This window comes from Paracoccus actinidiae, assembly GCF_030863885.1.
GTDB classification, from domain to species: Bacteria; Pseudomonadota; Alphaproteobacteria; order Rhodobacterales; family Rhodobacteraceae; genus Paracoccus; species Paracoccus everestensis.
In genome coordinates this window covers 3,232,056-3,247,686 of the sequence record NZ_CP132956.1, presented here as the reverse complement: position 1 = coordinate 3,247,686, position 15,631 = coordinate 3,232,056, and the positions used below count along the sequence as shown (strand labels likewise).

The 15,631-nt window shown below is 62.6% G+C and carries 28 protein-coding genes; 2 read left to right on the top strand and 26 right to left on the bottom strand.

What is annotated here, in order from left to right; all coding sequences use genetic code 11:
- Positions 1–17: 17 nt before the first annotated feature.
- The 5 genes from rpsK to rplO form a co-directional block, all read right to left on the bottom strand.
- On the bottom strand, positions 18–407 hold the full coding sequence (gene rpsK / locus Q5701_RS16155) for a 30S ribosomal protein S11 (RefSeq protein ID WP_234853825.1): 390 nt from the start codon (positions 405–407) through the stop codon (positions 18–20).
- A gap of 12 nt (positions 408–419) precedes the next feature.
- Entirely contained in the window at positions 420–788 is a 369-nt protein-coding gene (gene rpsM / locus Q5701_RS16150; protein WP_234853826.1) for a 30S ribosomal protein S13, read from the bottom strand.
- 153 nt (positions 789–941) lie between these two features.
- A complete protein-coding gene (locus Q5701_RS16145; RefSeq protein WP_234853827.1) occupies positions 942–1,613 on the bottom strand; it encodes an adenylate kinase in 672 nt (223 codons plus the stop codon).
- Between the two features lie 35 nt (positions 1,614–1,648).
- Positions 1,649–3,019 carry a preprotein translocase subunit SecY gene (secY, locus tag Q5701_RS16140; protein WP_234853828.1) on the bottom strand — a complete coding sequence of 457 codons (1,371 nt, stop codon included), beginning with the start codon at positions 3,017–3,019 and terminating at the stop codon, positions 1,649–1,651.
- Positions 3,020–3,128: 109 nt separating this feature from the next.
- The gene (gene rplO / locus Q5701_RS16135) at positions 3,129–3,605 is read right to left on the bottom strand and encodes a 50S ribosomal protein L15 (protein ID WP_306752034.1); all 477 of its coding nucleotides are present in this window, start codon (positions 3,603–3,605) and stop codon (positions 3,129–3,131) included.
- Positions 3,606–3,819: 214 nt separating this feature from the next.
- Between rplO and Q5701_RS16130 the strand changes: the two genes are divergently transcribed.
- Positions 3,820–4,428: a hypothetical protein gene (locus Q5701_RS16130; RefSeq protein ID WP_306752033.1), complete on the top strand. Its 609-nt coding sequence runs from the start codon at positions 3,820–3,822 to the stop codon at positions 4,426–4,428.
- Positions 4,429–4,430: 2 nt separating this feature from the next.
- Here the strand turns inward: Q5701_RS16130 and Q5701_RS16125 are convergent, their stop codons facing one another.
- Positions 4,431–5,159 (bottom strand): hypothetical protein, encoded by a 729-nt coding sequence (locus Q5701_RS16125; RefSeq protein ID WP_306752032.1) that lies wholly within the window; start codon positions 5,157–5,159, stop codon positions 4,431–4,433.
- 198 nt (positions 5,160–5,357) lie between these two features.
- Here Q5701_RS16125 and Q5701_RS16120 point away from each other — a divergent pair, with 198 nt between their 5' ends.
- Positions 5,358–6,041 (top strand): VPLPA-CTERM sorting domain-containing protein, encoded by a 684-nt coding sequence (locus tag Q5701_RS16120; RefSeq protein WP_306752031.1) that lies wholly within the window; start codon positions 5,358–5,360, stop codon positions 6,039–6,041.
- 66 nt (positions 6,042–6,107) lie between these two features.
- Here the strand turns inward: Q5701_RS16120 and rpmD are convergent, their stop codons facing one another.
- The 20 genes from rpmD to rpsJ form a co-directional block, all read right to left on the bottom strand.
- Positions 6,108–6,293, bottom strand: coding sequence for a 50S ribosomal protein L30 (gene rpmD, locus Q5701_RS16115; RefSeq protein WP_103173018.1), 186 nt, complete (start codon positions 6,291–6,293; stop codon positions 6,108–6,110).
- A 12-nt stretch (positions 6,294–6,305) separates the two neighbouring features.
- Entirely contained in the window at positions 6,306–6,887 is a 582-nt protein-coding gene (gene rpsE, locus Q5701_RS16110) for a 30S ribosomal protein S5 (RefSeq protein WP_234853833.1), read from the bottom strand.
- 111 nt (positions 6,888–6,998) lie between these two features.
- A complete protein-coding gene (rplR, locus tag Q5701_RS16105) occupies positions 6,999–7,358 on the bottom strand; it encodes a 50S ribosomal protein L18 (protein WP_234853834.1) in 360 nt (119 codons plus the stop codon).
- 12 nt (positions 7,359–7,370) lie between these two features.
- On the bottom strand, positions 7,371–7,904 hold the full coding sequence (gene rplF / locus Q5701_RS16100) for a 50S ribosomal protein L6 (protein WP_234855828.1): 534 nt from the start codon (positions 7,902–7,904) through the stop codon (positions 7,371–7,373).
- 10 nt (positions 7,905–7,914) lie between these two features.
- On the bottom strand, positions 7,915–8,313 hold the full coding sequence (gene rpsH, locus Q5701_RS16095; protein ID WP_234853835.1) for a 30S ribosomal protein S8: 399 nt from the start codon (positions 8,311–8,313) through the stop codon (positions 7,915–7,917).
- Between the two features lie 9 nt (positions 8,314–8,322).
- Complete coding sequence (rpsN, locus tag Q5701_RS16090; RefSeq protein WP_234853836.1) at positions 8,323–8,628, bottom strand: 30S ribosomal protein S14; 306 nt, start codon at positions 8,626–8,628, stop codon at positions 8,323–8,325.
- A gap of 17 nt (positions 8,629–8,645) precedes the next feature.
- A complete protein-coding gene (gene rplE / locus Q5701_RS16085) occupies positions 8,646–9,206 on the bottom strand; it encodes a 50S ribosomal protein L5 (protein ID WP_306752030.1) in 561 nt (186 codons plus the stop codon).
- On the bottom strand, positions 9,206–9,511 hold the full coding sequence (rplX, locus tag Q5701_RS16080; RefSeq protein ID WP_306752029.1) for a 50S ribosomal protein L24: 306 nt from the start codon (positions 9,509–9,511) through the stop codon (positions 9,206–9,208). The genes rplE and rplX overlap by 1 nt, the downstream gene beginning before the upstream one ends.
- Entirely contained in the window at positions 9,511–9,879 is a 369-nt protein-coding gene (gene rplN, locus Q5701_RS16075; RefSeq protein WP_010400243.1) for a 50S ribosomal protein L14, read from the bottom strand. Before rplN ends, rplX begins: the two co-directional genes overlap by 1 nt.
- Before the next feature lie 76 nt (positions 9,880–9,955).
- Positions 9,956–10,201: a 30S ribosomal protein S17 gene (gene rpsQ, locus Q5701_RS16070; RefSeq protein ID WP_234853839.1), complete on the bottom strand. Its 246-nt coding sequence runs from the start codon at positions 10,199–10,201 to the stop codon at positions 9,956–9,958.
- Between the two features lie 12 nt (positions 10,202–10,213).
- Positions 10,214–10,420 carry a 50S ribosomal protein L29 gene (gene rpmC, locus Q5701_RS16065; RefSeq protein ID WP_234853840.1) on the bottom strand — a complete coding sequence of 69 codons (207 nt, stop codon included), beginning with the start codon at positions 10,418–10,420 and terminating at the stop codon, positions 10,214–10,216.
- Positions 10,421–10,612: 192 nt separating this feature from the next.
- Positions 10,613–11,026, bottom strand: coding sequence for a 50S ribosomal protein L16 (gene rplP / locus Q5701_RS16060; protein WP_126156001.1), 414 nt, complete (start codon positions 11,024–11,026; stop codon positions 10,613–10,615).
- Between the two features lie 11 nt (positions 11,027–11,037).
- The gene (gene rpsC / locus Q5701_RS16055) at positions 11,038–11,754 is read right to left on the bottom strand and encodes a 30S ribosomal protein S3 (protein WP_306752012.1); all 717 of its coding nucleotides are present in this window, start codon (positions 11,752–11,754) and stop codon (positions 11,038–11,040) included.
- The gene (gene rplV, locus Q5701_RS16050; RefSeq protein ID WP_154763378.1) at positions 11,754–12,134 is read right to left on the bottom strand and encodes a 50S ribosomal protein L22; all 381 of its coding nucleotides are present in this window, start codon (positions 12,132–12,134) and stop codon (positions 11,754–11,756) included. The genes rpsC and rplV overlap by 1 nt, the downstream gene beginning before the upstream one ends.
- A gap of 5 nt (positions 12,135–12,139) precedes the next feature.
- Positions 12,140–12,418: a 30S ribosomal protein S19 gene (gene rpsS, locus Q5701_RS16045; protein WP_126155998.1), complete on the bottom strand. Its 279-nt coding sequence runs from the start codon at positions 12,416–12,418 to the stop codon at positions 12,140–12,142.
- Between the two features lie 3 nt (positions 12,419–12,421).
- On the bottom strand, positions 12,422–13,261 hold the full coding sequence (gene rplB, locus Q5701_RS16040) for a 50S ribosomal protein L2 (protein ID WP_234853841.1): 840 nt from the start codon (positions 13,259–13,261) through the stop codon (positions 12,422–12,424).
- Positions 13,262–13,355: 94 nt separating this feature from the next.
- Entirely contained in the window at positions 13,356–13,652 is a 297-nt protein-coding gene (locus tag Q5701_RS16035; protein WP_234853842.1) for a 50S ribosomal protein L23, read from the bottom strand.
- Positions 13,649–14,269 carry a 50S ribosomal protein L4 gene (gene rplD, locus Q5701_RS16030; RefSeq protein WP_306752009.1) on the bottom strand — a complete coding sequence of 207 codons (621 nt, stop codon included), beginning with the start codon at positions 14,267–14,269 and terminating at the stop codon, positions 13,649–13,651. The genes Q5701_RS16035 and rplD overlap by 4 nt, the downstream gene beginning before the upstream one ends.
- A complete protein-coding gene (gene rplC / locus Q5701_RS16025) occupies positions 14,269–15,162 on the bottom strand; it encodes a 50S ribosomal protein L3 (RefSeq protein WP_234855829.1) in 894 nt (297 codons plus the stop codon). The genes rplD and rplC overlap by 1 nt, the downstream gene beginning before the upstream one ends.
- Before the next feature lie 10 nt (positions 15,163–15,172).
- Positions 15,173–15,481: a 30S ribosomal protein S10 gene (rpsJ, locus tag Q5701_RS16020; RefSeq protein WP_089386317.1), complete on the bottom strand. Its 309-nt coding sequence runs from the start codon at positions 15,479–15,481 to the stop codon at positions 15,173–15,175.
- Positions 15,482–15,631: the final 150 nt, after the last annotated feature.

The window sequence follows — 15,631 nt, the reverse complement described above, 5'->3', positions numbered from 1 at the left end:
TGTGTGTGGTCCGAAGATCAGACGCGGCGGCGCTTCGGCGGACGGCAGCCGTTATGCGCGATCGGCGTCACGTCGCGGATTGCGGTGATGTTGAAGCCAACCGAAGCCAGCGCACGCAACGCCGATTCGCGGCCCGAACCGGGGCCTTGCACTTCGACTTCCAACGTGCGGACGCCGTGTTCCTGCGCTTTCTTGCCCGCGTCCTCGGCGGCCATCTGGGCGGCGTAGGGGGTCGATTTGCGCGAACCCTTGAAGCCCATGGTGCCGGCGGACGACCACGAGATTGCGTTGCCCTGAACGTCGGAAATCAGGATCTTGGTGTTGTTGAAGCTGGAATTCACATGAGCAACGCCGGTGGCGATGTTCTTGCGTTCCTTGCGCTTCATGCGGGTTTTATCACGTGCCATAACCGTTACCCCTTATTTCTTCTTGCCAGCGATTGGCTTCGCCGGGCCCTTGCGGGTGCGGGCATTGGTATGCGTGCGCTGACCGCGGACCGGCAGGCCGCGGCGGTGACGCAGACCGCGATAGGAACCCAGGTCCATCATGCGCTTGATGTTCATCTGGCGTTCGCGGCGCAGATCGCCTTCGACCGTCAGGTTCGCATCGATGTATTCGCGGATTTGCAGGACTTCGGCATCCGACAGATCGTTCACGCGCCGCGACTGGTCGATGCCGACGGCTTCGCAGATCTGTCCGGCATACATCGGGCCGATGCCGTGGATATAGGTCAGGGCGATCGGGACACGTTTCCCGGTCGGAATGTTGACGCCAGCAATACGAGCCACGCGTTTTCCTTTATCGGTTGCGGTTCCGTAGCACCGGAACCTTTTTTCACAACGTAAGGCCCGAAAGCCATGCCTTCGGGCCGCTGATGGTCCACCCTCGAAAGGGTGATTCTCGTGCGAGATGCCGTGAGTTAAAGGGTGTTTCCCATGGCGTCAAGTGGCTGCGTGGATTTCGCTTGACACAGGCAGCACGGCGGCAATCTGGGCTGAAACCTCGTCCATGGCCGCCAGTCCGTCCACAGGCGCCAGCTTGCCCTTGGCATAGTAGTAACCGATCAAGGGCGAGGTCTTCTTGTAATATTCCAGAAGCCGGGTCTTGAGGCTGTCCTCGTTGTCGTCGGCCCGGCGCCGCAGGTCGGTCGAACCGCAGACATCGCAAACACCATGCCTTGCGGCCGGCTTTGTCTCGTCGTGATAAACCTCGCCGCAATTGCCGCAGGTATATCGGCCTGTGATGCGGCGGACCAGGGCCTCGTCGTCGACCTGCATCTCGACCACGGCATCCAGCACCATGCCGGTTTCGTCCAGCAGCTTGCCCAGGGCATCGGCCTGGGCCAGCGTCCGGGGGAAGCCGTCGAAGATGAAGCCGTTGCCCCCCTCGGACAGCTTTTCGCGGATCAAGCCGATGACGATCTCATCGGTGACAAGCTGGCCGCGGTCCATGACGTCGGCCACGCGCTTACCCATCTCGGTCCCCGAGGACCGTGCGGCGCGCAGCATATCGCCCGTGGACAGTTGGACCAGACCGCGATCTTCGACCAGCTTGCGGGCTTGCGTTCCCTTGCCGGCACCGGGCGGCCCCAATAGAATGATATTGATCGTCATAAACGGTCTGTCCCCCTCGTCAGCCCTTTGGGCCGTTAGCGGCGCGACGGCGCGCGACGCGGCTTTGCGCTTCCTTCTTTGCGTTTACCACGCAACTGGGATTTCTCAATCAACCCTTCGTACTGGTGGGCAAGAAGATGGCTTTGCACCTGGTTGATGGTGTCCATCGTCACCGACACCACGATCAGGACCGAGGTGCCGCCGAAATAGAATGGCACCGACCACTGATGGCGCAGGATTTCCGGCAAGAGACAGACCGCCGCCAGATAGGCCGCGCCGATGACCAGCACGCGGTTGACGACATAATCCAGATATTCCTCGGTCCGCTTGCCGGGGCGAATGCCGGGAATGAAGCCGCCCTGGTTCTTGAGGTTCTCGGCCACGTCGTCGGATTTGAAGCTGACGTTGTGGGTATAGAAATAGGCGAAGAAGACGATCATGCCCGCAAAGAACAGCAGGTACAGCGGCTGCCCCGGCCCGAAATAGGCGAGGATCGTGGACATGATCGGGCCGGTCTGGTTGCCCGAAAAGGTCGAGATCGTGATCGGCAGCAAAAGCAGCGAGGACGCGAAGATCGCCGGGATGACGCCCGCCGGGTTCACCTTGATCGGCAGGTGGGACGACTGGCCGTCATAGATCTTCATGCCGACCTGGCGCCGGGGATATTGGATGCGGATCTTGCGCAGCGCGCGCTCCATGAACACCACAAAGGCGATCACAGCCACCACCATCACGATCACGCCCAGGATCACCGGGGTGGAAATCGCGCCCGACCGGCCTTGGGCAAAGAAGTTCGCCAGCGCCGCCGGGATTTCCGCGACGATCCCCACGAAGATGATCAAAGAGATGCCGTTGCCGATGCCGCGCGCGGTGATCTGTTCGCCCAGCCACATCAGGAACATCGTGCCGCCGACCAGGGTGATCACCACAGACGCCTGGAAGAACAGCCCCGGATCATGCGCCAGGCCGCCCGCCTCCAGCGATTTCGCAAGGCCAAAGGCCTGGAACAGCGCCAGGGCAACGGTGCCATAGCGGGTGTATTGGTTGATCTTCTTGCGCCCCTGCTCGCCTTCCTTCTTCAACTGTTCAAGCGAGGGAACCATCGACGTCAAAAGCTGCACGATGATCGAGGCAGAGATATAGGGCATGATGCCCAACGCAAAGACGCCCATGCGGCCCAAGGCGCCACCGGTGAACATCGACAGGATGCCGCCAATGCCGGATTGCGCCTGGTCCATGAAGTTGCGCAGTGCAGCGCCGTCAATGCCCGGCACCGGGATATAGGTGCCCAGCCGATAGATGATCAGCAGGCCGATCGTGAACCAGATACGCTGGCGAAGTTCCGTGGCCTTGCCGAATGCGCTCCATGAAAGGTTCGCGGCCATCTGTTCTGCGGCTGACGCCATGTGTTTTACGTCCCGTGTCATGACAGCGCCGCCGACCCGTTTCCGGGGACCGGCGGCGCCAGGAAAACCTGTTCGCTATCTATGGGGCGCGCACGCCCCGATCAACAGCTTATTCCGCCGCCTCGGTCACGACCGGCAGCGACACCTTGCCGCCTGCCTTCTCGACCGCTTCCACGGCCGATTTCGAGGCGCCGGTCACGGCAATGGTCAGGGCAGCGGTCACTTCGCCCTTGGCCAGCAGACGGATGCCGTCCAGCTTGCGCCGCACCAGACCCGACGCCACCAGGGCGTCCTCGGTCAGCTCGGCGGTGGCGTCGATCTTGCCCGCGTCGATGAAGGACTGGATCTGGCCCAGGTTCACCACCGCAAAGGATTTCGCATTCGGCTTGGTGAAGCCGCGCTTGGGCAGGCGGCGATACAGCGGCATCTGGCCGCCTTCATACCCGTTCAGCGCCACGCCCGACCGAGAGCTTTGGCCCTTGATCCCGCGTCCTGCGGTCTTGCCCTTGCCGGAACCGGGACCACGCGCCACGCGCTTTTTCTTACGGTTCGCGCCATCGTTGTCGCGGATTTCATGCAGTTTCATGTCGCTTCTCCTCAACCGGACGCGTCCCCGAAGCGATGATGGGACGGACACGGCATGTCTTGTTTCGTGAATCGGTGCGCAATCGCACCCGGGGCATATAAACGGAACACCCCCCTGCGGCAAGTCCCGCCTTGCGGCCTTGGACAAGCGGATGTGAGTTGCCGTCGCCGTTCCCCGGCTTATCAGGGCAGGATCAGCCTCTGGACCTTTCCCCATGACCCGCATTGCCCTTGTCCTTGCCGCCCTGCTTGCCGCGCCTCTTGCAGCACAGGCCCAGCCGACCTTTTGCACCGCCCGCATCAACGCCCAGGACGTGCCGCTGGCCTATGACCGGGACGAGCCGGGATTGCGTGACCATTTCAGCCGGCGCGAGATCCTGTTCACCTCCTGGGGCCGCGATACCTGCCCCAGCTATGTCGTCCTGCGCAGCCTGACGCCAGACCTGACGGACGAGGAACGCGGCCCCTTTTGCCTGCGTCACGACAAGGCCAGCGACTCGATCATCGGATACGACCTGGGCCGCCGCGACGCCTATGGCCGCTGCGAAAAACCCGCGAACTCGGTCTGCCAGCGGGTGAACCAGACCCGGAACGCCGCTGTCGCCATCACCGGGGCGGCGGCACGCGGTGCGGTCAACGGCGCCCGCGCCCTGCCCGACGGTTCGGGGGCGGTGATCCTCAGCGGATCGCAGGGCTATATCTCGGGCGCCCTGTCCTCCATCGGCGGGGCGGCGGCGGCAATGGCAGCCTCCCCTGCCATCGTGGCGGGCGCCGCCGTTTCGGTGGTCGCGGTCGGCGGGGCGGTCTATGCCTGCCGGGAATAGGATCAGAACTCCAGCCAGGTGCCGATCTTGATCGCCGGCTCACTGGGCCCGGTCAGCGGCGCAACAAGACCGATTTCCAGCCGCGCAGGTCCGGTCAGGTCATAAACGACGGAACTGGCGATCTTGGTCGAAAAGTCGCTGTCCTTGCGCGATTCAAGGCGCAACTGGTTCACCAAGGCCCAGGACGGCGCCGGGCGGATGCCGATGGTCAGATCCAGCTTGCTGACGACTTCCGGCGTCAGATAGGCATACTGGACCTGGGTCAACCCCTCCCGGACTGTGACCTCCTCGGTCTTGCCCGCGACTTTCACCCGGGCCTCGGCGGTCAGCCAGCCGCCGTCCCAGAGACCGGAAAAACCCCGTCCCCACATCAGGGCCACTTGGCTCAGCGGCGTCAGTTGCCCGTCCCGTCGGAGGGCACCGAAGCCCATGGAATAGGACAACTTATTCGGCCCCTCACCGTCATCCAGGGATTTCTGGTACCAGACCATCGCACTTGTCTCTCCGACGTCAGTATGACTGATCTCCAGTCCCAAGGTCCAGCGGCGCACAAGCCCGTATTCAGCATAGAATCCAGCATGGGAATTGCCTGCGCGGTCGTATTCTCCCGTCAGGGCGATAAAGGAATGCCCCGCGTCGCGGGGCCAGGGACCGGCCTGAGCCGGAAAGGACAGCGCCCCCAGCATGGCCCAGGCAGACAGGACAGGAACAAGACACGGGCAAAGGGACATGGAACGCTCCAGGGCGAAAACCTGACCGCAGATTAGATACAACTTTGCGTTGTGACGATTCCCGTTTGAAACGCGTGCGTTGCGCGTGTTTCCCCGGTCACACCCCGGGGCGCACCTGCCTAAAAGAACAGCCCGATTTCACCGCGCTGATAACGGCATCGTGTTATCCTTGCCCCGTCACTGGTCTGGAGGTTTCCCATGAAGCAATACGTCCTTGCGGCGCTTGCCTGCACTGCATTCGCCACGGCGGGCCAAGCCGCAACCCTGATCGACGGCACAACGGCCGGTTACTATAATGACGGCATCGGCACGGTTCTGGACGGCAGCAATCCGTTCGACGGCAGCTTTATGTTCCCGGGGGCGAACATTTCTCAGGGCGATCCCTCGCTGGACATCCCGGCTGGCAATGAACCCGACCTGTCGGCGGCGTCGTCTGCCCTCGGATCATGGTTGACGACCCCGGCATCACCGGGCGGCAGCTGGTCCGCCTCGCCGGTAGCCATTCCCGCAAGCTGGTCGGTCAACAGCGAAACGGCGATCATCTATGAACTGGACGGGGGCGCGGGCGGTCTGAGCAATGTCCTGGCCTCGTTTGGCGTGGACAATGGCTTGTTCGTCTGGCTGAACGGAAACTTCCTGGGCGGCCATCTGCGTCCGGGCGGCGTAGTGCCGGGGGAATTCACGCTGTCATTAGGCGATCTGGGCGCCGGACTGAACTATCTGCAAATCCTGCGCGAGGATCATGGCGGTTTGGCCGGATACAGTGTCGAGGTGACAGGCGACATCAGCCCTGCCCCGGTGCCCCTGCCCGCCTCGGGTCTGCTGCTTGCAGCGGGCGCAGCCGGACTTGCCGCTTTACGGCGGCGCTCGCGCCGCGCCTGAGCAAGCATGGCAAACAAAAACGCCCCGGATCATTCCGGGGCGTTTTCGTTCAGCAATCCTTGTGGATCAGGCTTTTTCTTCGATGATCGTCACCAGATGCGGGATCTTGGCGACCATGCCGCGGATCGAGGGGGTATCCTCCAGTTCGCGGGTGCGGTTCATCTTGTTCAGACCCAGACCTTTCAGCGTTTCGCGCTGAATGGCGGGGCGACGGATCGGTGAACCGATCTGCTTGACGACGATAGTTGCCATTCGCCTGTCTCCTTACGCTTCAACGGTTTCGGCGGGGGCTTCGGCGGCAGGCTTGTTGTCCTGCGGCAGGATGTCGGCCACCTTCTTGCCGCGACGCTGCGCGACCGAACGGGGGCTGGCTTCCTTTTTCAGGCCGTCCAGCGTCGCGCGGATCATGTTGTAGGGGTTTTGCGACCCCTGCGACTTGGCAACGACGTCCTGGACGCCCAGCATCTCGAACACAGCGCGCATCGGACCGCCGGCGATGATGCCGGTGCCCGGAACGGCGGTGCGCATGATCACCTTGCCCGCGCCGTGGCGGCCTTCGATGTCATGGTGCAGGGTGCGGCCATCGCGCAGCGGCACGCGAACCAAGCCGCGTTTCGCCTGTTCCGTCGCCTTGCGGATCGCCTCGGGCACTTCTTTCGCCTTGCCCTTGCCGAATCCGACACGGCCACGCTGGTCACCGACGACGACGAGGGCTGCGAAACCAAAGCGCTTGCCGCCCTTGACGGTTTTCGACACGCGGTTGATCGCGACCAGACGATCCTGAAATTCCGGGTTTTCCTCGCGTTCTTCGCGGCGGCCGCCCCGGCGGTTGTCACGTTCTGCCATATGGCATTCCTTGCATTCTGGCGCACGATCCGCGCCGTTGATGTCAATCCAGGTGGGCGCCCCGGAAGGCGCCCCCGGATCATCGGGGCGGCGAAGACGCCGCCCGCATGATCAGAACTTCAGGCCGCCTTCGCGGGCGGCGTCGGCCAAGGCCTTCACCTTGCCGTGGAAGATGAAGCCGCCACGGTCGAAAACGACTTCCTCGATGCCGGCGGCTTTCGCACGCTCGGCAATCGCGGCGCCGATCTTGGCGGCAGCCTCGACATTGTTCTTGCCGACCAGGCCGAAGTCCTTCTCAAGCGTGCTGGCCGCAGCCAGGGTCACGCCGTTCAGGTCGTCGATGACCTGAACCGAGATGTTCTTCGACGACCGGTGAACCGACAGCCGCGGACGGCCGTTCGACATCGCCCGCAACTTGTTCCGCACGCGCAGGCGGCGCTTCTGGAACAGCTCTTGCTTTTTCAGTGCCATTTCATGCGCCCCTTACTTCTTCTTGCCTTCCTTGCGGAAGATGAACTCGCCCTTGTAGCGGATGCCTTTGCCCTTGTAGGGCTCGGGCTTGCGCCATTCGCGGATGTTCGCGGCCACCTGACCAACAAGCTGCTGGTCGATGCCTTCCACAACGATTTCGGTCTGCTTCGGCGCCGTGATCGTCACGCCTTCCGGCGTTTCGAAGTTCACGTCGTGCGAATAACCCAAAGCCAGTTTCAGGGTCTTGCCCTGCATCGAGGCGCGGTAACCCACGCCCTGGATTTCCAGCTCTTTCTTGAAGCCTTCCGACACGCCGACGGTCAGGTTCTGGATCATCGAGCGGGACAAGCCCCACTGCTGGCGAGCGCGCTTCGACGTTCCGCGCGGCTTGACCGCGACGGAACCTTCGTCCAGCACCAGATCCACATCATCGGTCGCCGTGAAGCTGCGGGTGCCTTTCGGACCCTTCACCTCGATGGTCTGACCCTTGATCTCGGCCGTCACGCCCTTGGGCAGCGCGACCGGCTTTTTACCAATCCGAGACATTGCGCCCTCCTCAGAACACGGTGCAGAGGACTTCGCCGCCAACATTGGCGTTGCGAGCCGCTGCATCCGACATGACGCCCTTGGGGGTCGAGACGATGGAGACGCCCAAACCCTGACGGACCTGCGGGATTTCCCGGGCACCCGCATAAACGCGGCGGCCGGGCTTCGAAACACGCGACAGTTCCCGGATGACCGGGGTGCCGTCGTGGTACTTGAGACCGATTTCCAGCTCTTTATGGCCGGCATCGGTGGTCAGTTCGTCATAGCCGCGGATGTAACCTTCGGCTTTCAGCACGTCCAGAACCCAAGCGCGCAGCTTGGAGGCCGGGGTGCGCACGGTCGATTTGCCACGCATCTGCGCATTGCGGATGCGGGTCAGCATATCGCCGAGAGGATCGTTCATCGACATAATGCCCCCTTACCAGCTGGACTTGACAAGACCGGGGATCTGACCTTGCGAGCCAAGCTCGCGCAGCATGATCCGCGACAGTTTCAATTTGCGGTAATACGCGTGCGGACGCCCGGTCAGTTGGCACCGGTTGTGCAGACGCGTTTCCGACGAATTGCGCGGCAGTTCGGCCAGCTTGAGGCTTGCCTTGAACCGTTCTTCCATCGGCAGGGACTGGTTGTTGATGACCTCCTTGAGGGAGGCGCGCTTGGTGGCGAACTTCGCAACCAGACGCTCGCGCTTTTTCTCGCGCTCGACCATGGATTTCTTTGCCATATCTCTTACCTCCGCGATCAGCTGTTGAAGGGCATGTTGAAATGCTTCAACAGCGCTTTCGCTTCGGCGTCGGTCGGCGCCGTGGTGCAGATGATGATGTCCATTCCCAGAACTTCGTCGACCTTGTCGAAGTTGATTTCCGGGAACACGATGTGTTCCTTGAGGCCCATGGCATAGTTGCCGCGGCCGTCGAACGAGGTGCCCTTCACGCCGCGAAAGTCGCGGACGCGCGGCAGGGCCACGTTGATCAGCCGGTCCAGGAATTCGTACATCCGGTCGCCGCGCAGCGTGACCTTCGCACCCAGGGGCATATCCTCGCGCAGGCGGAAGCCCGCGATCGAGGTCTTCGCCTTGGTGATGACGGCCTTCTGGCCGGCGATCAGCGACAATTCCTCAGCGCCTTGCTTGACCTTCTTGGTGTCCTTCACGGCCTCGCCGATGCCCATGTTCAGGACGATCTTGTCCAGGCGCGGGATCTGCAGGTCGTTCTTGTAGCCGAACTCTTCCTTCATCGCGGAACGGATCGTTTCGCGGTAAACGGACTTGAGGCGCGGCGTGTATTTGCTTGTGTCCAGCATCAGATCACGTCTCCCGTAGTCTTGGCGAAACGGACCTTCTTGTCGCCTTCCATGCGGAAGCCGACGCGGGTCGCCTTGCCATTGGCATCCATCAGCGCCAGGTTCGACAGGTCGATCGGCACCGCCATCGGGATGCGGCCGCCCTGGGTCGTCTGGGTCTGGCGGGTATGGCGGATCGCGATGTTCACGCCATCAACGATGGCCTTGTTGACCTTGGGCATGACGGCGGTGATTTCGCCCTGCTTGCCCTTGTCCTTGCCGGCCAGCACGACGACCTTGTCGCCCTTTTTCAGCTTGGCAGCCATTACAGCACCTCCGGCGCAAGCGAGATGATCTTCATGAAGTTCTTCGCGCGCAATTCACGAACGACCGGCCCGAAGATACGGGTGCCGACCGGTTCGCCCTGGTTGTTCAGGATGACGGCGGCATTGCGGTCGAAACGGATCGAGGTTCCGTCTTCGCGCTTCACTTCCTTCGCGGTGCGAACGACAACGGCCTTGCGGACGTCGCCCTTCTTCACCCGGCCCCGCGGGATGGCTTCCTTGACGGACACGACAATGATGTCGCCCACCGACGCATAGCGACGGTGCGAACCACCCAGGACCTTGATGCACTGAACCCGGCGAGCGCCGGAGTTGTCAGCAACATCCAGATTGGTCTGCATCTGGATCATTTGGTTTCTCCCGACCTTTGGGGACCGCGTCTTGCGGCCCCAGGGTTTCGATCATTTCTGATCTGTGATGATGGACTTACGCGGAAACCGCTTCGTCCGTCAGGACAGTCCAGCGTTTCGTCTTCGAGATGGGGGCGCATTCGACGATGCGAACCTCGTCGCCCACCTTGAACTGGTTCAATGCGTCATGCGCCCGGTATTTCTTGGACGAACGAACGATCTTGTGCAGCACGGGGTGCTTGAAGCGGCGCTCGACCAGGACAGTAACGGTTTGTTCGTTCTTGTCGCTGGTGACGCGGCCTTGCAGGATGCGTTTGGGCATGGGCCGGTCTCCTTAGATCGAGGCCGCGGCTTCCGCCGCTTTCTGGTTCAGGATGGTCTTCACGCGCGCCACGTCGCGGCGCACCGAACGCATCCGGGCGGTGCCTTCCAACTGGCCGGTGGCCTGCTGAAAGCGGAGGTTGAAGGCCTCTTTCTTCAGCGCAACCAGCTGGTCTTTCAGCTCGTCGGGCGTCTTCGATTTCAGTTCCTGCGCTTTCATGCGCCTCTTCCTTTCAACATCACCGGAGAGCCCCTGCATCGCAGGGCCACCCTGATTCCCGGTGGAGTTTCGTGATGAAGGCCTGCCCATACAGGCAGAGCCCGTTCCATGCAAGCCTTTTCCGGGGAAATGGCAAACCCCGCCGGCTGCCCGGCGGGGTCTATTCCAGAAGGCGGGGTTTCACCCCACCCCTTACCAGTCTTCGCGCGCCACGATGCGGGTCAGAACCGGCAGCTTGTTGGCGCCAAGACGCAGGGCTTCACGGGCAATCTCGTCGGACACGCCGTCGATCTCGAACATGATGCGGCCGGGATGGACGCGGGCGGCCCAGAAGTCGACCGAGCCCTTGCCCTTACCCATCCGCACTTCCGTCGGCTTAGACGAGACCGGAACGTCCGGGAAAATCCGGATCCAGACCCGGCCCTGACGCTTCATGTGGCGGGTGATCGCGCGGCGGGCCGCTTCGATCTGGCGGGCGGTCACACGCTCGGGCTCGGTGGCCTTCAGCGCGAAGGATCCGAAGTTCAGGGCGAAACCGCCCTTGGCTTCGCCATGGATCCGGCCCTTGTGCTGTTTGCGGAACTTGGTCCGTTTCGGTTGCAGCATCTCATGTCTCCTTAGCGCGCGTCGCGGTCACGGCGCGGACCACGGGGGGCGGGACCTTCCTGGGCCTCGGCGGCCTTGCGGTCGCGGGCTTGGGGGTCATGCTCCATGATCTCGCCTTTGAAGATCCAGGTCTTCACCCCGATGATCCCGTAAGGGGTCGAGGCTTCGGCCAGGGCATAGTCGATGTCGGCGCGCAGGGTGTGCAGGGGCACGCGGCCTTCGCGATACCACTCGGTCCGCGCGATCTCGGCGCCGCCAAGACGGCCCGACACGTTCACGCGAATGCCCAGGGCACCCATGCGCATCGCGTTCTGAACCGCGCGCTTCATGGCGCGGCGGAACGAAACCCGACGCTCCAGCTGCTGCGCGATGGATTCCGCGACAAGGGCGGCATCGACTTCCGGCTTGCGGACTTCGACGATGTTCAGGTGAACTTCGGATTTGGTGAAGTTCGCCAGCTTGTTGCGCAGCACTTCGATATCGGCGCCTTTTTTGCCGATGATCACGCCCGGACGCGCGGCATGGATCGTCACGCGGCACTTGCGGTGCGGACGTTCGATGATCACGCGGCTGATGCCGGCCTGCTTGGCTTCGGTCTTGATGAAGTCCCGGATCTTCAGGTCTTCAAGCAGCAGATTGCCATAGTCCTTGTCGTCGGCGTACCAGCGGCTGTCCCAGGTGCGGTTGACCTGGAGGCGCATACCGATCGGATTGACCTTCTGACCCATTACGCTTGCTCCTCGACTTGGCGCACCTTGATGGTGATTTCCGAAAACGGCTTCATGATCTTGCCATAACGGCCACGCGCCCGCGGACGGCCACGCTTCATCACCAGGTTCTTGCCGACCCAGGCTTCGGCGACAACCAGGTTGTCCACGTCCAGCCCATGGTTGTTCTCGGCGTTCGCGATTGCCGATTGCAGGCATTTCTTCACGTCGCCCGCGATCCGCTTGTGCGAGAAGGTTAGGTCGGCCAGGGCCTTGTCCACCTTCTTGCCGCGGATCAGTTGCGCGACCAGGTTCAGCTTCTGCGGCGAGGTGCGAAGCATCTTGGTCTTGGCGAACGCCTCGTTCTCCGCCACGCGGCGCGGATTGTTTTCCTTACCCATGACGATTACTTCCTTTTGGCTTTCTTGTCCGCCGCGTGGCCGTAATAGGTCCGCGTGGGCGAATATTCACCGAATTTCTGGCCGATCATTTCCTCGGTCACGGCAACGGGGATGTGCTTCTGCCCGTTGTAGACGCCAAAGGTCAGGCCGACGAATTGCGGCAGGATGGTCGAGCGACGCGACCAGATCTTGATGACATCGGATTTCCCCGAGTCGCGGGCCTTTTCCGCCTTCTTGAGCACATAGGCGTCAACAAAGGGGCCTTTCCAGATAGAACGTGCCATAGGTCAGCGCCCCTTCTTCTTCGCGTGACGCGAACGCAAGATATACTTGTCGGTCGCCTTGTTGCTGCGGGTCTTCTTGCCCTTGGTGTCCTTGCCCCAGGGCGTGACCGGCGTGCGGCCACCCGAAGTCCGGCCCTCACCACCACCATGCGGGTGGTCGATCGGGTTCATCGCAACACCGCGAACGCTGGGACGGATGCCCTTGTGGCGGTTGCGGCCAGCCTTGCCCAGGTTCTGGTTCGAATGGTCGGCATTCGACACCGCGCCAATGGTCGCCATGCATTCCTGGCGGACCAGGCGCAATTCGCCCGACGACAGGCGAATCTGGGCATAGCCGCCGTCGCGGCCCACGAACTGGGCATAGGTGCCCGCCGAACGCGCGATCTGGCCGCCCTTGCCGGGCTTCAGCTCGACGTTATGGACGATCGTGCCGATCGGCATCCCGCTGAAGGGCATGGCGTTGCCCGGCTTCACGTCGACCTTGGCGCCGGCGATCACCTTGTCGCCCACGGCCAGGCGCTGCGGCGCCAGGATATAGGCGCGCTGGCCGTCCTCATAGCCGATCAGGGCGATAAAGGCGGTGCGGTTGGGATCGTATTCGATCCGTTCCACCACGGCGGCCATGTCGAATTTGGTGCGCTTGAAATCGACGATGCGATACAGGCGCTTTGCCCCGCCGCCCTTGCGGCGCATGGTGATCCGTCCGGTGTTGTTCCGACCGCCGTTCTTGGTCAGGCCTTCGGTGAGGGCCTTGACCGGGCGACCTTTCCAAAGCTCCGAACGGTCGATCAGAACCAGCCCGCGCTGGCCAGGCGTCGTCGGTTTATACGACTTCAATGCCATCTTTCTGTCTTCCGTTGCTTTGGACCAGGGTGGTCCGTTGTCGTCAAAAGATCAGCGGCCCCGGTTTCCCAGGGCCGCAGATTCGTGCCTGCTATCAGAGTCCGGTGGACACGTCGATAGTGCTTCCTGCTTCCAGGGTCACATAGGCCTTCTTCACGTCGCTGCGCCGGCCCAGGATGCCCCGGAAGCGCTTCTGCTTGCCTTTGGTGATGGTGGTGTTGACCGCCTTCACCTTGACGCCGAACAGGGCCTCGACCGCCTGCTTGATCTGCGGCTTCGAGGAATCCTTGGACACCTGAAAGACCACGCCGTTGTTTTCCGACGTCATGGTGGCTTTTTCGGTGATGATCGGCTTGACGATCACATCGTAATGTTCAGCTTTCGCGCTCATTTCAAACGAGCCTCCAGAGCTTCGACACCCGACCGCGTGATCACCAGGGTGTCGCGCTTGAGGATGTCATACACGTTGGCGCCCATCGACGGCAGGATGTCCACGCCCTCGACGTTGCGGGCGGCGCGGGCGAAGCCTTCGTTGACCTCGGTCCCGTCGATCACCAGCACGCGCTTCCAGCCGTTTTCCTTGACGGCCTTGGCGACGGCAGAGGTCTTGGCATCGGCGAGGTTCAGATCCTCGATGATCACCAGTTCACCTGCGGTTGCCTTGGCGGACAGGGCATGGCGCAGACCCAGGGCACGCACCTTCTTCGGCAGATCGAAGGCGTGCGAACGCGGGGTCGGGCCCTTGTAGACGCCGCCGTGACGGAAGGTCGGCGCCTTGCGGGAACCGTGGCGTGCGCCGCCGGTGCCTTTCTGGCGATAGATCTTCTTGGTCGAATAGCTGACGTCGGACTTGCCCAGCACCGAGTGGGTGCCGGCCTGCGCCTTGGCGTGCTGCCAGCGAACGACCCGTTGCAGGATGTCGCCGCGCGGCTCCAGCCCGAAGATCTCGTCCGCCAGCTCGATTTCACCGGCCTTGCCGGTGTCCAGCTTGATCACATCGAGTTTCATCACTTGTCTCCTTCGGGCGCATCAGAGGCACCGTCAGCAGCCTTGTCGGCGTTCGGATCGGCGGCTTCCTTGTCGGCAGCGATCGCCTCCTGCGCTTCGGCCAGCGCGGCTTCCTCGGCAGCGGCAGCTTCGGCGGCAGCGGCTTCGCGCGCGGCTTCCTCGGCTGCAGCGGCTTCAGCGGCAGCGGCCTCGGCCAGGCGCCTGGCTTCTTCGGCGGCGGACTTCAGCGCGGCGGGATAGATCACGTTGTCGGGCGTCGCCTTCTTCACGGCGTCCTTGACGGTGACCCAGCCACCCTTGGATCCGGGAACCGAGCCTTTGACCATGATCAGGCCGCGGTCGGCATCGGTGCGCACGACCTGCAGGTTCTGGGTGGTGACGCGGACGGCACCCATGTGGCCTGCCATCTTCTTGCCCTTGAACACCTTGCCGGGATCCTGGCACTGGCCGGTGGACCCGTGCGAGCGGTGGCTGACCGACACACCATGCGAGGCGCGCAGACCACCGAAGTTGTGGCGCTTCATGGCGCCCGCAAAGCCCTTGCCGATCGAGGTGCCGGCGATGTCCACATACTGACCTGCGAAATAATGGTCAGCGGTGATTTCCTCGCCCACGTTGATCAGGTTTTCCTCGGCCACGCGGAATTCCGCGATCTTGCGCTTGGGCGCGACCGATGCCTTGGCGAAATGACCGCGCATCGCAGCGGTCGTGCGCTTTGCTTTCGCAACGCCGGCGCCCAACTGGACGGCAGTATAACCATCGCGGGCGGCGGTGCGCTGATCGACGACCTGAAGGCTGTCGAGTTGCAGAACGGTCACCGGAACCTGACGGCCGTCTTCCAGGAACAACCGGGTCATGCCCAGTTTCTTGGCGATAATACCAGTACGCAGCATCATCCCCTCCTTACACCTTGATCTCGACATCCACGCCGGCGGCGAGGTCGAGCTTCATCAGGGCGTCCACGGTCTGCGGGGTCGGATCGACGATGTCCAGCAGGCGCTTGTGGGTGCGGATCTCCCACTGGTCGCGCGACTTCTTGTCGATGTGCGGGCCGCGCAGGACGGTGAATTTCTCGATCTTGTTCGGCAGCGGAATCGGGCCGCGAACGGTCGCGCCGGTGCGCTTGGCGGTGTTAACGATTTCCTGGGTGCTGGCTTCCAGCACACGATAATCGAACGCCTTCAGCCGGATGCGGATATTCTGACTTTGCATAGTCATCCCTCTGACGGGGAGTTCCAGTCGAGAGGCTGACAACGCACCACGCGGCGCCAGCATCGGACCGTATAAAAACTGCAAGGCCGCCCGTAATCAGGCGGCCAGGCGCAAGGCAAGCGAATCTTCGACGAACGGACTCGACTGCGA

Coding starts and splice junctions, on each gene's coding strand:
- rpsK (WP_234853825.1), bottom strand. CDS start 407: ATGGCACGTGATAAAACCCGCATGAAGCGCAAGGAACGCAAGAACATC.
- Q5701_RS16145 (WP_234853827.1), bottom strand. CDS start 1,613: ATGACGATCAATATCATTCTATTGGGGCCGCCCGGTGCCGGCAAGGGA.
- secY (WP_234853828.1), bottom strand. CDS start 3,019: ATGGCGTCAGCCGCAGAACAGATGGCCGCGAACCTTTCATGGAGCGCA.
- rplO (WP_306752034.1), bottom strand. CDS start 3,605: ATGAAACTGCATGAAATCCGCGACAACGATGGCGCGAACCGTAAGAAA.
- Q5701_RS16130 (WP_306752033.1), top strand. CDS start 3,820: ATGACCCGCATTGCCCTTGTCCTTGCCGCCCTGCTTGCCGCGCCTCTT.
- Q5701_RS16125 (WP_306752032.1), bottom strand. CDS start 5,159: ATGTCCCTTTGCCCGTGTCTTGTTCCTGTCCTGTCTGCCTGGGCCATG.
- Q5701_RS16120 (WP_306752031.1), top strand. CDS start 5,358: ATGAAGCAATACGTCCTTGCGGCGCTTGCCTGCACTGCATTCGCCACG.
- rpmD (WP_103173018.1), bottom strand. CDS start 6,293: ATGGCAACTATCGTCGTCAAGCAGATCGGTTCACCGATCCGTCGCCCC.
- rpsE (WP_234853833.1), bottom strand. CDS start 6,887: ATGGCAGAACGTGACAACCGCCGGGGCGGCCGCCGCGAAGAACGCGAG.
- rplR (WP_234853834.1), bottom strand. CDS start 7,358: ATGGCACTGAAAAAGCAAGAGCTGTTCCAGAAGCGCCGCCTGCGCGTG.
- rplF (WP_234855828.1), bottom strand. CDS start 7,904: ATGTCTCGGATTGGTAAAAAGCCGGTCGCGCTGCCCAAGGGCGTGACG.
- rpsH (WP_234853835.1), bottom strand. CDS start 8,313: ATGTCGATGAACGATCCTCTCGGCGATATGCTGACCCGCATCCGCAAT.
- rpsN (WP_234853836.1), bottom strand. CDS start 8,628: ATGGCAAAGAAATCCATGGTCGAGCGCGAGAAAAAGCGCGAGCGTCTG.
- rplE (WP_306752030.1), bottom strand. CDS start 9,206: ATGCTGGACACAAGCAAATACACGCCGCGCCTCAAGTCCGTTTACCGC.
- rplX (WP_306752029.1), bottom strand. CDS start 9,511: ATGGCTGCCAAGCTGAAAAAGGGCGACAAGGTCGTCGTGCTGGCCGGC.
- rplN (WP_010400243.1), bottom strand. CDS start 9,879: ATGATCCAGATGCAGACCAATCTGGATGTTGCTGACAACTCCGGCGCT.
- rpsQ (WP_234853839.1), bottom strand. CDS start 10,201: ATGCCCAAACGCATCCTGCAAGGCCGCGTCACCAGCGACAAGAACGAA.
- rpmC (WP_234853840.1), bottom strand. CDS start 10,420: ATGAAAGCGCAGGAACTGAAATCGAAGACGCCCGACGAGCTGAAAGAC.
- rplP (WP_126156001.1), bottom strand. CDS start 11,026: ATGCTGCAACCGAAACGGACCAAGTTCCGCAAACAGCACAAGGGCCGG.
- rpsC (WP_306752012.1), bottom strand. CDS start 11,754: ATGGGTCAGAAGGTCAATCCGATCGGTATGCGCCTCCAGGTCAACCGC.
- rplV (WP_154763378.1), bottom strand. CDS start 12,134: ATGGGTAAGGAAAACAATCCGCGCCGCGTGGCGGAGAACGAGGCGTTC.
- rpsS (WP_126155998.1), bottom strand. CDS start 12,418: ATGGCACGTTCTATCTGGAAAGGCCCCTTTGTTGACGCCTATGTGCTC.
- rplB (WP_234853841.1), bottom strand. CDS start 13,261: ATGGCATTGAAGTCGTATAAACCGACGACGCCTGGCCAGCGCGGGCTG.
- Q5701_RS16035 (WP_234853842.1), bottom strand. CDS start 13,652: ATGAGCGCGAAAGCTGAACATTACGATGTGATCGTCAAGCCGATCATC.
- rplD (WP_306752009.1), bottom strand. CDS start 14,269: ATGAAACTCGATGTGATCAAGCTGGACACCGGCAAGGCCGGTGAAATC.
- rplC (WP_234855829.1), bottom strand. CDS start 15,162: ATGCTGCGTACTGGTATTATCGCCAAGAAACTGGGCATGACCCGGTTG.
- rpsJ (WP_089386317.1), bottom strand. CDS start 15,481: ATGCAAAGTCAGAATATCCGCATCCGGCTGAAGGCGTTCGATTATCGT.